At 45.7% G+C, this 13,940-nt stretch carries 10 protein-coding genes; 5 read left to right on the forward strand and 5 right to left on the reverse strand.

Annotated elements, in window-relative coordinates; translation table 11 throughout:
- Positions 1 to 126: 126 nt before the first annotated feature.
- On the reverse strand, positions 127 to 903 hold the full coding sequence (locus QUB66_RS12970) for a Uma2 family endonuclease (protein WP_332968101.1): 777 nt from the start codon (positions 901 to 903) through the stop codon (positions 127 to 129).
- A gap of 210 nt (positions 904 to 1,113) precedes the next feature.
- On the opposite strand from QUB66_RS12970, the gene QUB66_RS12975 reads away from it, so the two are divergent.
- The 4 genes from QUB66_RS12975 (at position 1,114) to QUB66_RS12990 (ending at position 4,424) form a co-directional block, all read left to right on the forward strand.
- The gene (locus QUB66_RS12975; RefSeq protein WP_265234501.1) at positions 1,114 to 1,587 is read left to right on the forward strand and encodes an FxLYD domain-containing protein; all 474 of its coding nucleotides are present in this window, start codon (positions 1,114 to 1,116) and stop codon (positions 1,585 to 1,587) included.
- 203 nt (positions 1,588 to 1,790) lie between these two features.
- Entirely contained in the window at positions 1,791 to 3,518 is a 1,728-nt protein-coding gene (locus QUB66_RS12980) for an ABC transporter ATP-binding protein (RefSeq protein WP_332968099.1), read from the forward strand.
- A gap of 169 nt (positions 3,519 to 3,687) precedes the next feature.
- Positions 3,688 to 4,104: a XisH family protein gene (locus QUB66_RS12985; RefSeq protein ID WP_332968098.1), complete on the forward strand. Its 417-nt coding sequence runs from the start codon at positions 3,688 to 3,690 to the stop codon at positions 4,102 to 4,104.
- A complete protein-coding gene (locus tag QUB66_RS12990) occupies positions 4,092 to 4,424 on the forward strand; it encodes a XisI protein (protein WP_332968097.1) in 333 nt (110 codons plus the stop codon). Before QUB66_RS12985 ends, QUB66_RS12990 begins: the two co-directional genes overlap by 13 nt.
- A gap of 219 nt (positions 4,425 to 4,643) precedes the next feature.
- Here QUB66_RS12990 and QUB66_RS12995 read toward each other — a convergent pair whose 3' ends face one another.
- Entirely contained in the window at positions 4,644 to 9,137 is a 4,494-nt protein-coding gene (locus QUB66_RS12995; RefSeq protein ID WP_332968096.1) for an NACHT domain-containing protein, read from the reverse strand.
- Between the two features lie 505 nt (positions 9,138 to 9,642).
- Between QUB66_RS12995 and QUB66_RS13000 the strand changes: the two genes are divergently transcribed.
- Positions 9,643 to 9,999: a hypothetical protein gene (locus tag QUB66_RS13000; RefSeq protein ID WP_190740317.1), complete on the forward strand. Its 357-nt coding sequence runs from the start codon at positions 9,643 to 9,645 to the stop codon at positions 9,997 to 9,999.
- A gap of 176 nt (positions 10,000 to 10,175) precedes the next feature.
- On the opposite strand, the gene QUB66_RS13005 is transcribed toward QUB66_RS13000, so the two are convergent.
- The 3 genes from QUB66_RS13005 to QUB66_RS13015 all read right to left on the reverse strand — a co-directional run bounded on the left by QUB66_RS13005 (position 10,176) and on the right by QUB66_RS13015 (position 13,747).
- The gene (locus QUB66_RS13005) at positions 10,176 to 11,144 is read right to left on the reverse strand and encodes a YegS/Rv2252/BmrU family lipid kinase (RefSeq protein ID WP_332968095.1); all 969 of its coding nucleotides are present in this window, start codon (positions 11,142 to 11,144) and stop codon (positions 10,176 to 10,178) included.
- A gap of 185 nt (positions 11,145 to 11,329) precedes the next feature.
- Complete coding sequence (locus tag QUB66_RS13010; RefSeq protein ID WP_265234494.1) at positions 11,330 to 12,058, reverse strand: DUF3891 family protein; 729 nt, start codon at positions 12,056 to 12,058, stop codon at positions 11,330 to 11,332.
- Between the two features lie 135 nt (positions 12,059 to 12,193).
- Positions 12,194 to 13,747 (reverse strand): metallophosphoesterase, encoded by a 1,554-nt coding sequence (locus QUB66_RS13015; protein WP_321161581.1) that lies wholly within the window; start codon positions 13,745 to 13,747, stop codon positions 12,194 to 12,196.
- Positions 13,748 to 13,940 lie beyond the last annotated feature (193 nt).

A 13,940-nucleotide genomic window follows, 5' to 3' on the forward strand; every position in this document is an offset into this window, starting at 1 on the left:
GTGGTGAATGTGTAATTAAAGTTTACAATTAAAGCCGTCGAGCGAAGGACGGGGTTTTAAACCCAATTATGTGATAATAACGTAAGGTGCGCCGCAGCGCACCCTACAAATATCGCAGACAATTTATCAAACAATCTCGTCCGGGTTAATTCCCTGAGCGCGTAAATATTCAGCAAGGCGATCGGCTCGTTCGCATTCGCGATCGGCCCGTTCGCGTTCGAGTTCGACCCGTTGTCGTTCCGCTGTTATCTGTTCTACACCCCACAAAAGCAGATTTCCTGCTTCATCCCACCAGCGCAACCAATAGCCTGTACGCTGTTCTTTTTCCCCCCGCCAAGTTCCCAAATACAAACCAAAATCTGCTATCCAATGGCCACCTTCCTCATCAGGAAATTCTAATTCGTAATTGCCATTTTGCAAGCGATATACCTCCAATAATCCACTTTCCGGGTCAAAAATGATGTAATTTTGCACTTGCAGAATTTGTTCGTAAAAAAACCACTTTCCGGGAGGAAAAGTACGTCTAATAGAATATTCCTCGCCGTCTGTTTCAGACAAAAACTCCATAACAATGGTTGGGATTTCTCCTTCCAAGTTTGGAGTGTAGCTTTTGGGGTCTCTTCTCGATTCTGCGGGTAGTACCGAAGGTATATAAACCCAATCTGGTGCTTTGATAACTAACTCGCCGTTAACAGTAGCGCAAATACCAAAGTTGCTAGCAATCAGCATTAGTGGCCCGATTAATCCTCTTAGTTCTAAGATCTCTCGCAGTGCTCCGGCAATTAGCGGTTGACCTGTATTCTCAACTGGTTTTTCTTCTAATTGGAAGTCGTCTGGCAACTTCTCCCAAGTTACGGTCATTGCTACCGTTTTTTGTTTTGGGTGATCTTGAGTCGCGACCATGACTTTACTTTCTAAAGTTTGATATCTTATCATAACATACCCTAAGATCAGACGTACGGTTGAAACCGCGTCTATACAAACACTCACCCGCCTCCGCGGGTTGAAGAGTGGGCGGTTTAAAGTACGTTTTGCGTTATTTTTTTCAGTCTGCGGAGGCGGACTTTATTTTTGTAGGTGCGGCTTCAACCGCCGTCTTGTCTGAGAAAAAACATGAAATTTTTAGATTTAACAGTAGCTTTGCTAATCTTGCTGATATCGGCTTGCCCTTTGCTTGCCGACTCTACAAATCCAGTTGCTCAAAACTCACCAGTTGATGAGCCATTTTGCTACATGAAAACTGCCGATGGCAAAATAGTAGACTTAGGAAGATTGTGCCAGAAACAGCCAAGTTCTGGAACTTCTCAAACTTGCATTTCCGGTGCCAACATGGCGGCAAAAGTGTCAATTGCACAGGCAAATTATGACGGCAACTTTTTTAGCGGTCAAGTGGTCAATCAAGGCTGTAAAACAATCAAGAATGTGAAAGTCAATTATGAAGTTTTGGACGAGTTAGGTGATTTAATTGACAACGGATTTATCTACACTCAACCTGTTACTCTTGCACCAGGACAGTCAGCCACATTTCGGGGCGCAGTTGTCGCCGGGGCTAAGGTGCAGGCTACTTATGCAGACGCTCAAGAATGATTGTGGCGATTTGCCCGATCGCTGTTATCATATTTTGGCTCAGATATCTGTATGACTTACGCAGAGATCCCCCTAAATCCCCCTTCAAAAGAGGGACTTTGAATAATAATCTTGTCCCCCCTTATTAAGGGGGGTTAGGGGAGATCGAAGTTTGAATATTCTTGTAGAGATCCCCAAAACAGAATTTGCGAGGGCAAAATATCTTGAAAACTCGATCGACATACTGGCAAATCTTACCCTACCTCCGTCCCCAAAAACAAACCATCGGTAAAGCACTAGCTTGTACCGTAGTCTTTACCATATTTTGGCCAATTATCGCGTGGTTGGTTGGCGAAACAGCCAAATTTATAGGAAAAGGAGATTTACAAGGATTCGCCCAAATTGCTGCACTCAGCGCCGTTATATTTCTGATTCGCGGTACAGCCCAGTACGGTCAAGATACGCTGATGGCAAAAGCAGCTTTGACTATTGCTTTAGAAATCCGCAAAAAAGTTTACTCCCACCTCCAAAAACTCAATATCGGCTACTTTGAAACCGCCAAAACCGGAGACTTATCCTACCGCCTCACAGAAGATATTGACCGCATTGGCGAAGTTGTAAATAAATTTTTTCATCAGTTTATCCCTTGTGTTTTGCAGCTAATTGCCGTCCTGGGATATATGATTTATCTCAACTGGCAATTAACTTTAGGTGCATTAATTATTGCACCGCTGATGGCTATTTTAATTGGCTGGTTTGGCGAAAGACTGCTGAGTTACTCGCGCCAAAGTCAAAATCGCATTTCTGATTTATCAGCTTTGCTGACAGAAGTATTTAGCGGCATTCGTTTAATTAAAGCGTTTGTGGCTGAAGATTACGAAATTGCTCGCTTTGGGGAAGAAGCTGAACAAAACCGCCGCGCTAAGTATTTGTCGGAAAGAGTAAAAGCACTTCAGTTCGTGGTAGTTGGCTTTCTGGAAGCGATGAGTGTGATTTTGCTGTTTTTCCTGGGTGGTTGGCAAATTTCTCAAGGAAACCTCACAGGTACTGAATTTATCAGTTATATCGCCGGAGTAGCGCTGTTAATTGATCCGATCGCCATTACAACTGCAAATTACGGCGATTTCAAGCAGGGAGAAGCTTCTAGCGATCGCATTTTTGAACTTTTAGCCATTGTACCCGCAGTTGTCGAAAAGCCAGGGGCGATCGAACTTCCGCGCGTTACAGGTAAAGTCGAATACCGCAACATTAACTTTGCCTATAATTCGGAAACACCGATTTTGCAAAATATGAGTTTGCTGGTGCTTCCGGGAGAAATGATCGCCCTTGTGGGTGCATCCGGTGCGGGGAAAACTACCTTAGTAAATTTGTTGCCGAGATTTTACGATCCGCAAGCAGGACAGATTTTAATTGACGGTATTGATATTCAAGATGTCACCTTAAATACTCTGCGCCGGCAAATCGGTATTGTACCGCAAGAAACGATTTTATTTTCGGGTACAATTGCTCAAAATATCGCTTTTGGTCAATCTTATTACGAACTAAAAGATGTGCAGAAAGCTGCGGAAATTGCTAACGCCCATCAATTCATTACTGAGTTTCCCGACGGCTATCAAACTTGGGTAGGAGAAAGGGGTGTAAATTTATCTGGGGGACAAAAACAAAGAATTGCGATCGCCCGTGCAGTTCTGCTCGCTCCCAGAATATTGATTTTGGATGAAGCGACATCGGCGCTGGATTCGGAATCTGAAGGTTTAGTGCAGGAAGCGCTGGAAAGATTGATGCGCGATCGCACTGTGTTTATCATAGCTCACCGCTTGGCTACTGTCCGCAGAGCCGATCGCATTTTAGTTCTCGAAAAAGGCAGAATCGTCGAATCGGGCACGCACGAGGAATTGCTCGAAAAGGGCGATCGATACGCTGGCTACTACGCGCAACAGTTTAGTCAGTAGGCTACATTAGAAACCGGGTTTTTAGCCGTTTCTGCTGGCCTCAACGAAGTATTCTCGAAAAAACCCGGTTTCTGACCACCCGTGAATCAGTGATGTTCTAGATGAATAGCGCATATACTTAAAATACAACAACTACCCAAGATATTAAAAACAACGAGTCAGTACAACCATGCCTGCTAAAGATGCCTTTCACGAAGTCGTTAAAATCGCTCTCCAGAAAGATGGATGGCAGATTACTCACGATCCATACACGTTACAGGCAGGAACTCTCGAACTTTACATCGACTTGGGTGCCGAAAAGGTGGTTGCCGCCGAAAAAGATGGACAGAAAATCGCTGTTGAAATCAAAAGCTTTACTGGCCCATCTAAAATCTCGCAATTTTATACAGCTTTAGGGCAATTCATTAGTTATCGAGCAGCTTTACAAAAACAAGAAAATGAGCGTATTTTATACCTAGCAGTACCAGGAAATGTCTACGATAGCTTTTTTACAATGGGGTTTATTCAGTCTTTAGTTAAACAAAATCAAATTCATTTAATCGTCTATGATATAGAACAGGAGGCGATAGCACAATGGCAAATTTAGACCTTTATCGGCAGCACATCCAAAATCTGCTCTCCCAACACGCTAGTCTTGTTTGGGATGAGCGCATTCAGGCTCAAACTATCTTTGATGTTGAGCGCGATCATTATCAATTAATCTATGTGGGTTGGCGCAATCAGCGGCGAGTTTATGGCCCGGTGTTGCACCTGGATATTATGGACAATAAAATCTGGATTCAGCAGGATGGGACTGAGGTGGGTATTGCTAACGAACTGGTTGAGTTGGGAGTTCCCAAAGAAGATATTGTACTTGGGTTTGACGCGCCGATGATGCGAAAATTTAGTGAATTTGCGATCGGATAAGTTGTAGGATTTTTTGTATTAGATTATCGTATGAATGCGATGATATAGATTGAGATTGAGGGTAAATCCGCAGTCCGGCAAGGGTTGAAACCCCTGCCTCAAAGCGAAAGTCCTCTGAAGAGGACTAATTAATTCTTTAGTCCTCTTCAGAGGACTTTCGCTATTAGACAGGGAATTCATTCCCTGTCGGACTTGGTGGAGTGATAGCCTTGGCGATGATTAATTTTCAACAGCCCCTAAAGCTTTGAGGGTGGCTTTCTCAACTTCCGTTAAACCAGTAACCCCAGTAATATTCATGTTTTCATAAGGTCGGTCACTTTTGAGTGTTTTGAGGCACTCACCGGTCTCAATCTCCCAAATCATAATTGTGCCATCCCGACTGCAAGTAGCAATCAATTTACCATCATGACTGAAGGCAAATGAGTTAATTCTACTGGTATGACATTGCAAAAATTTTAGACATTCACCTGTACGAATATTCCATAATCTTACCGTTTTATCGACACTTCCACTAGCAACGAACTCACCCGAATAACTAAAGGCAACTGAACGTATCCAATCAGTATGCCCGTGAAAAACATTGAGGCATTCACCGCTGTTGATATCCCATAGTCTTACTGTTTGATCCACACTTCCACTGGCAAGTATTTCACCGTTCTGGCTAAAGGCGATCGCGCGTGCCCAACCGGTATGCCCCTGCAAGATTTGGAGGCATTCACCAGTATGGATATCCCACAGCCTCACCGTTCCGTCATAACCTGTACTGGCAAATATCTCGCCCAAAGGACTGAAGGCAACCGAGTATAATGAACTGTTATGCCCCTGACAGGTTTTGAGGCATTCACCAGTGTTGACATCCCACAGCCTCACCGTTTGGTCATAACTACCACTGGCAAGTCTTTCACCCGAAGGACTAAAGGCGATCGACCGTACTTCTTTTCCACTCTCTAGCAAAATATTGAGGCATTCACCAGTGTTGACATCCCACAGCCTCAGCGTTTGGTCATAACTACCGCTAGCAAGTATTTCACCGTTTGGATGGAAGGCAACTAAATGTACCCGATCGAGATGACCCTGCAAGATTTGGAGGCATTCACCAGTGTTGACATCCCACAGCCTGACTGTTTGTTCGTCATCGCCGCTGGCAAGAATTTCACCGTTTGGACTGAAGGCTACTGACCTTACTTGAGTGCTATGCCCTTGCAGCGTATTCAAGCATTCACCAGTGTTGACATCCCACAGCCTCAGCGTTTGGTCGTAACTACCACTAACAAGTATTTCACCAGCAGGATGGAAAGCTACTGACCCTACTTGATTACAATGGCCTTGCAAAGTATTCAAGCATTCACCAGTGCGAATATCCCACAGTTTCGCTGTTTGATCGTAACTTCCACTTGCGAGTATTTCGTCATTTGGACTGAAGGCTACTGACCGTACTTGACCCAAATGTCCCTCCAAAGTTTTGAGACATTCACCAGTACCGATATTCCACAGCCTCACTGTTTTGTCGGCGCTTCCACTAGCCAGCATCTCACCAGCAGAATTGAAAGCCACTGAAAACACGTTTTTAGTATGACCTTGCAAACTTTTGACACATTCACCAGTACCGATATTCCACAGCCTCACTGTTTTGTCGCCGCTTCCACTAGCAAGTATTTCACCAGCAGGATGGAAAGCCAGTGAAAATACAACTTTAGTATGGTTTTGCAAAGTTTTGAGGCATTTACCCGTGCGGATATCCCATAACCTTATCGTGCGATCGAAACTCCCGCTAGCGAGTATATTTCCATCAGGATTGAAGGTGACAGACATTACCGATCCGGTATGTCCCTGCAAAACTTTTAAACATTCACCAGTCTTGACATCCCATAACTTGATTGTATTTTCATAACTCCCGCTAGCAAGGATTTTACCGTCAGGACTGAAAGCGACGGACTCCACTACGTTGGTATGTCCTTTACAGGTCAATATTTCTCTGCTACTGCTAGCTTCCCACAAACGAACTACGCCATCACTATCACCTGTAGCTAACAGTTTTCCATCAGGACTAAATATTACTGATCTAACACTGCCGAAGATTTTAGTAAAAATAGAATTAGCCAAATTCGCTTCAGCAAAATTGACGTGGCGCAGCGTCGCATTTGTAAAATCAGCACCTAAAATAACTGCACTGGAGAGGTCTTTACCTTCTAAAGCAGTCTTGTCCTTTTTCAACAGCAGCGTCGCCGCATTCCCTCCCACATAACCTACCTCACTTTCAGTTTTTCCCCGCGTTGCTTCCAGAATTTCCAATAATTCCTCCGTAGCTGCCGCTACATCGAGGCAGGGCCTGCACGAGGGCACCGCCCCTACCATCGGCAACAACAAATCCATCACTGCTTTTGTCAGCGGCGCGTGTCCGAAACTTTGAAGAAGTTGACCTAAATCTTCAGCCACAAATCCCTTCAAAGGCGCGATAAGTTCGTTCTGATTTCTCTTCTGGGCTTGAAGCCGACAATAATTAGACCAGGTGTATGATTGAGCCTCAACATCAGGATTTACACAAGACTGTTCCGGCGCAACTAATTCGGCAAAATCTGCCGCCAAAACTCCCAATTCCGCCGCAAATTTGTAAGCGACAAAAAACTCTAATAACGAACGATGCGCCGGAGTATAATCGCCATCGGCATTGCGAATCAGCATCGTTTGACTCATCATGTCGTAGTGCCAGTGGTCTAAGTCTTTTTCCTCTTGCACGATGGAACCAAACAAGCTGCGAATGCGATCGGGAAAACCGCGATAATTGATACTCATTTGGTTGGTTGACAGCATTTCCCAAGACAGTTCGCACAAAAAGTAAAGCTTATCTGCTAACGAAGTAAAAGTCCGTTCAGCTTTGATATCTCTCTCTATCTTCCGCCGCACCGCATACAGATAAATCCGCGACATATCCACTGGTTTTCCTGCTTCAATATCGGGCAATGCTTCCAAAATTAACTCGGTCATCACCGGGCGACGCGCTAAATCCAATAACTGCGGGTTTCCCATGACTTTTTTGACTGTCGCCGCTTCTGCTTGAAATGACAGTGCTTGACCAATTTGCTCGTCGCTAAATTTCTGTAATTCTAATACTTCAAATTGGGGAGTTTCGCCTGTTACAATATTTGTTGATGCTTGCAGTTCGGCATTTAACAATGCCCGTCCTTCCTTGGCTTCAGGAAAGTGTTCGGTACGGCAAGTCAGGATGACTTTTGCGCCGGGAACCACGGCTTTTGCTAGTTCCCAGAAGTTATTGATGGTTTCTTGCCGATCGCACTTAGCGGCCATTTCATCAAAACCATCGAAAATCAACAGAAATTTGCCCATGCGATTCAGTTGTTCAAAGGCCGAATAACCCGCCAAAGGTATCTCGTGCTTCCGAAAGAAAAACTCGGAAAACAGCGACTCAACACTAACGGCTTTAGCGTAATCTCGCAGCGGAATTACTAACGGCAAACGCGGACGTTCTAAGCCGCTTTTTTGAGCTTTTTTGTAGCGTTGCAGCGCCATCCAAGCATAGTGCATCGCAAACCAACTTTTCCCGGTTCCAAATTCTCCTAAAACTGAAATATGTTCTTTTACGGGGTCATCTAACCATAGGTCAATATAACCTTCGATCCAGCCATCTCGCCCGCCATAATGACTCACGCCTATCTTGCGCTGAGTATCGGGATCAATTTCTTCTTTCGTACAGGCTAGCGGTACATATTTGGTATCAATTCCTCGGCTGGTGATTTCAGTTTCTAGCCAATTCAGATAAGAGGTAAAATCGGCATCTTGATCCAGCAATTCATCAAAGGTATAACAAGCTAAATCGCGATTTTCATCTTTTTCTACTTCATCCCGCGCGGCGCGACTGATGCGGCGGGCGGTGACTAACCAGCCTTCATCGGTGCGCTGTTTTTCCACAGACTCGCGCAGGGCTAAGATATCCCTGAGTCCCGCTTCTCCGGCAATTCCGCGCACTAAAATGCGATCGTACTTTTTGCGTCTGACGGGAACATTGATAATCCATTCAAAATAGTTATCTTCCCAAATTTCATATTTCTCAAATTGATAATTTAATGTTTCAAACCAACCTCGAACTTGTTGCGATAAAATAAAAACTTTAGACTTTTGAATATTGCTTGATTCGGCTGCGGGAAGTGCGGGATAATCTTCAGCTTCTAGCCGTGCAAATTCGGTGCGGATTCCTTCGATAGTGGGGAGGCGTTCGATGCGATCGAGTACCATAGATAGGCGTTTTTGCAAAGAGGCGATCGCATTTCCCACCATCACATCTCCCAGCGTCCGCGTCCGCTTTGCTACTTCCATAAACACGGCGGCAAATGCCATGAATTCCCGTTTGGGGTCAATCCCTAAATCTCGAAGTTCTTTACCTAAAGCACTCTCATTCAGATAGTCATCGCCAGCTTTAATTAAAATAGCTGGGCTATCGGACTCGAAAGCTTTGCGAAATGCTGATTCAATCTCTTTTTGGCGAAACAGTTCTAAAATCTGCTTGGGTTTGCCAGCGCCGTATTCTACTAAAGTATAAACATAGACTCCCGCGAAATCTGCTGGCGGAGAATCGGGGTCGAGGTTAAATCTTTTTAATAATTTGATAACAGTTTCGTTGCGCTGAAACTTGTCTTTGATAGTGCCGAAGGGAATTGCCGTCAGGAGGCTGATAACTAAGTCGAGACTAATTAGCATGATTTAGGCTTTCCTGTTTTTCCGTGGGAATCATTCTCGAATCTCAAAATCGCAAATTGCTTTCATTCTATGTTAACGCATTAGCCAACTGTCGCGCACCGACAGTCCGAGATTTGCCATATTCCGATAGTCCGACAGGGGTTGAAACCCCTGTCTCATAGCGAAAGTTCTCTCAAGAGGACTGTGGAATCATATTTTATTTAGTTATTTGATTTAACCCAGATATTGAATGATATCAAACCTGTTAACATCGGAATTATTCATCTCTCCGATCTTTCTCTGTGTTCTCTGCGCTCTCTGTGGTTAAATAATTCCTATCCAACCGAAATGGATATGATACTGTTGAGATCTTATATTAAATATTAGCATTTTTTACTCAATTTAACAACTATAAAACAGAGAAACAACCGACATATATCGTAGTAAAATTATCTATAATATTAGTTGTTATATCATAGTTATAAAAGTTAAAATATAGATAACCAACAAATAAAATTTGCTACCTATGAAAATACAATCATCAGTGCTAGTCCACCTCGGATTTGGTAAATATGTACGCTCCGATCGCGTAACAGCAGTAATCCCAATAGAAGAAGAACGGGGCCCTGGTCGGCGCACGTTCGTGCACGTAGACGGCGAAGCAGACCCGATCGTTGCTTCGCGCGCAGAAGATACGATCGTTCGCGATTTGGTGCAAGAACCGCGCGAAATAACTCAAGCTCGCCAGCAACAAGAAATCCTCCAAGATTTGCTGGCAGATTTGAGCAACGTTAACGTCACCGTGCGCCGCATCAGCCGCGATGAAGGTGGACTTGATCTCGAACGTTTGGAGCGCCGCATTCGCCAAATCTTAGAGGCATAAAAAGAAAAGACCGCGCGGGCGGTCTTTCTGGTTGTTTATATCTCTTGCAAAAGTCCTTTAAATCAAATGTTGGAACGGGCAAGATGCCCGTTCCACAAAATTATTTTTTCTGTGGAACGGGCATCTTGCCTGTTCCTACCTATTTTTGCAAGAAGTCTTTTGTGCCACAGAAAACTTTAAGTTAAGGGTTTCATTGTAACTTCGATGTCCCCTAAACCTGTGAGTTTTTCCACCAGTGGCTCTACTTCAACTCGCGGTACAAAAATAGTTAAAGCTCCCGGAATGCACTCAATAGAGAGTGGAGTCATGCCGAATAGTTCCCCATCTACCACCACTTTTTGAGCAGGATCGGCAGTGATTTTTACTTTTTTGGCGCGCAAATAACCGATATCGTCGCTATCGGTAGGATTGCCACTCAAAGCTGTTTGTAATAGGTGATAAGAGGCTGCGATCGCCCCAGCTTTATTCTGAGGTGCAACCAGTGTCACGTCCAGCAAGCCGTCATCAAAAATAATCCCCGCCGGCCCTTGTGCTAAAATGGAAGTAGGCGGCGCTGCATTAGCTACTGTCACAGCCACAGCAGTAAGGGTGATAATTTTATCTTCGGTTTCGATTTCGGCTTCAAATCTTTCTAAATTGTTTAACTGTTGAATTCCTGACAGAATGTACGCCAGCATTCCCCAGCGAGTCTTCATGTCGCGATCGGCTAATTCGACAGTTTCCGCCTCAAAACCCACTCCCGCTAGCAAAACCATCGGCATTTCACCGTTGCAAATCGCCGCATCCACCACCCGCGTCAATCCTCCCAAAATATTTGCGCAGGCGGTTTCAATTGTATTGGGAATCTCTAAAGCATTCGCAAAAGCATTCGCAGTTCCCCGCGAAATAATTCCTAAAGGAATATTTGTGCTGACAATCGCACCAGCAACCGCTGATAATGTGCCGTCGCCCCCGGAAGCAATAATTGCCTCAACTCCTCTAGCAACTGCTTCGTGGGCGAGTTGATCTGCGTCTATTTCTGGGGTTGTCAACCGAATATCTAAGTCAATAAACGGCTCTAAAAGTTCCCGGATTCTAGCTAAGTCTTGCTCTGGGTTGCTGTTGCCGGCGACGGGATTAAAAATTAGGCACGCTGAACGTTTCATAGGTAGTAATTGGTGATTGGTGATTGGTAATTGGTATTTGATAATTGGTAATTGGTGAAATTACGTCTGGTCGATCGACAACAATCAATTTGGTTTGTAGTGAGGACTTCAGTCCTTATTTTTCTAAGGACTGAAGTCCTCACTGCGAACCGGGAACAGTGCAGTATTTCTGCTATTTGGTTTAATTAAGACTTAACAAAAGTCCACTCTAACATTTTTTTCGGAGCGTTTTGCAGCGCTTCCTTGATTTCCTGGTTGCTGTCGAACTTGACTTTATCCAAATGGCACGCTTCCACGTTGACAGTAAATTTATCGTCTTCAAAAGGCCAAGGAGTTACAGTCACCAGTTCGTTGCTGTGCTGTAGAATATCGTAGCGCTTTCCGTCGGGGCCGACACTAATTTCTAAAGCCCGTTCTCCGGCGGGTAACTCGCCGCTGCAAAGAATTAATGATAGCCGATCGCACCACTGGAAAAAAGCATAAGCTGATTGGGCCTCTTCCTTAGAAATCTTCATCTCCTCGCGCCACTTTTTTTGGTTGGCCAGTTGTTCGTCCAAAAATTCGTCGAGCTCCTTCGACTCTCCCCGCTTTCCTTCGTTCAGATAGCTCATGTGCATAGAAATCAGCATTGCTACCCACCGCCCGCGATATAGGGAATTCTCCGTCAATCCTCGCATTTTGGGCACAGAAGTTTCCGTGCTCAAGGTAAAATCTAAGGGCGCGCCCGCTTCAGTCAAGATATGTTCTTCCCACTCTTTCTCTAAATCGTCGTGGTGAGAAATCGCGGCTATGGTTTCGTAGAGGCGAACCGGAGATTTCGAGCGCTTCCACTGTCCGCCCAGTTGGGCGGCCAGCAAAGCATGGGCGCGGTGATAAATAATTTCCCAGCCGGTAGCGGTTAAGTTAGCAATCATTGAATTTTTCTCCTGAATTAAGTTGAGTGCAAAAATTGAAGATTTCCGCGTTTGAGACAGAATCTTTAGAGTTTCAAACTAAGGAATTAAGCCGTTTGCTTCGGCAAAACCCCATCCTGACGGCAATCTCATTCGTTAAATCACAAAAGGTTCGATCGCGATTTCCTGCCATTTCCCCTCAAATCGTTCGACAACCAAAGGTGTGACTCGGAACTTGGGGGGAGTCCCGTCAAGAACATCAATCCGCAAACACGAATAAGGACGGCGTTTGTGGGAACCTTGACCGCTGCGGCCGACAAATAGCAAAGATTCCGCTACCCGCCGGCCGGCTGTTTTGACACCCAGTTCGCGCCCCAATCGATAAGCTTCAGGAGTTGATGGTTCCTCCAACACCGGGCCTTCTGGGCGCTGGCGGCGCAGGCTGTGACCGCTTCCCCCGCAAACAATCCAATTAATGCCGGAGTCGCCATGTCCAGTATCCCCAGTCTTCAGGTGTTCCAAACAGTGGGCGTGGCCCGTTAGCACTAAATCTACTAGGGCACGCCCGCCCGCCTCTTTCTCAACTGCATCAGCCACCGCGTCGAGTACCTCGCGCAAACGCAACCGCACCGCCAAAGTTTGAGCTTGATTCCACTTTGTCGCCTCGGTCACGTAGGGGGGATGGTGCAAGTAAATTACTCGCCCACGCACCTCAGAATCACGCCAAGATGCAATCAGCCTTTGTTTGAGCCATTCGAGCTGTTCCACGTCGGTGGCTGTTTTGTCGGGGGACAGTTGTTTGTCAATATCAATCAGGATTTCGTCAAGTTGCTCTAATTTGGCGGCCAAGTCGTCTAGCTGTTCGGCTTCTGAAGGAATTTCGGGGTTTAGCCGATCGCACATTTCGAGCATTGCCAATTTTTCTTGTTCCAACTGCTGGCGCTCGATTTCTAAATTTTGGCGGCGAATGTCGCCCTGTTTGGTTTTCGGGATCGGTAAGGGTTCGTTGAAAGTATTGGAGTCGAGGGCGAAGAAGTCGATGCCGCCGCTGCGGAACGTGTAATAGCGGTTTGGTAAGCGGGTAAAGCGTCCGGGTTGGTAGCGGATGCAGCGGCCTGTGCTGGTGCTGGCGGTGTAGTGCGCGTCTAGGTGGCGATCGAGTTCTCCCGGCAATTTGTGAGCTTTCAGGTAGTCGAGAAATGCTTTAGCATAGGCATTTCCGCGATCGGAACCGTGCCAGCCAACATCGAGATCCAATTTGGAACCCAACAGCTTCCGCAGCGGATACGCTGTTGCCGACAGCAAGCCGTAGACTATGGGCAAGTCGTAATAGTCGTGGTTTCCTGGTACTGGCAAAAACGGAAAATTGAACACCATGCGATCGTAAGCAATCCGAGAAGGATGTTCGCCACCGACGATAAATTCTCGGTAGGGGCGAATAAAGTTTTGCAAGTAGTATTCGCTGGAACCTACTAGATAAACTACATCCCCTGTGTGGAGTGCGAAACGGCAAGTTTCCCGCTGCGAGAGCATTTGTTCGGCAATTTGCCGCTGGGGGTTGTGGCCGCGGTGGTTGCCCGTGCCGCTGTCGCCTAGAACTAAAAACGAAAACTCTGGGGAGTCTGTTGTTCGATCGTCCAAAACCATCCGAGTTTGGTCGATTCCCCGATCGACGATCGCCTGTTCTTGCCACCGCACCCGCTCGTTCATTTTGCGGATTTTGACTATTATCCGCGGATCGGACACGAATTTCACGCCGCCTAGTCTCCCAAATTGCTCAGTTCCTTGTTAATCATAGTGCAGCGATCGATCGACTTTTTACATCTCTCTAAAAGCTGAAAATCTATCTGGGGAAAGCGTGCGGGGGCTAAGAACTCGGTTTCTGCTTGCCCAGGAGCCGATC

The organism is Microcoleus sp. A2-C3, assembly GCF_036706065.1.
Classification (GTDB): domain Bacteria; phylum Cyanobacteriota; class Cyanobacteriia; order Cyanobacteriales; family Microcoleaceae; genus Microcoleus.

Excerpts from the sequence above, each read along its gene's own strand:
- QUB66_RS12970 (WP_332968101.1), bottom strand. The coding sequence starts at position 903 with ATGGTCGCGACTCAAGATCACCCAAAACAAAAAACGGTAGCAATGACC.
- QUB66_RS12975 (WP_265234501.1), top strand. The coding sequence starts at position 1,114 with ATGAAATTTTTAGATTTAACAGTAGCTTTGCTAATCTTGCTGATATCG.
- QUB66_RS12985 (WP_332968098.1), top strand. The coding sequence starts at position 3,688 with ATGCCTGCTAAAGATGCCTTTCACGAAGTCGTTAAAATCGCTCTCCAG.
- QUB66_RS12990 (WP_332968097.1), top strand. The coding sequence starts at position 4,092 with ATGGCAAATTTAGACCTTTATCGGCAGCACATCCAAAATCTGCTCTCC.
- QUB66_RS12995 (WP_332968096.1), bottom strand. The coding sequence starts at position 9,137 with ATGCTAATTAGTCTCGACTTAGTTATCAGCCTCCTGACGGCAATTCCC.
- QUB66_RS13000 (WP_190740317.1), top strand. The coding sequence starts at position 9,643 with ATGAAAATACAATCATCAGTGCTAGTCCACCTCGGATTTGGTAAATAT.
- QUB66_RS13005 (WP_332968095.1), bottom strand. The coding sequence starts at position 11,144 with ATGAAACGTTCAGCGTGCCTAATTTTTAATCCCGTCGCCGGCAACAGC.
- QUB66_RS13010 (WP_265234494.1), bottom strand. The coding sequence starts at position 12,058 with ATGATTGCTAACTTAACCGCTACCGGCTGGGAAATTATTTATCACCGC.
- QUB66_RS13015 (WP_321161581.1), bottom strand. The coding sequence starts at position 13,747 with ATGAACGAGCGGGTGCGGTGGCAAGAACAGGCGATCGTCGATCGGGGA.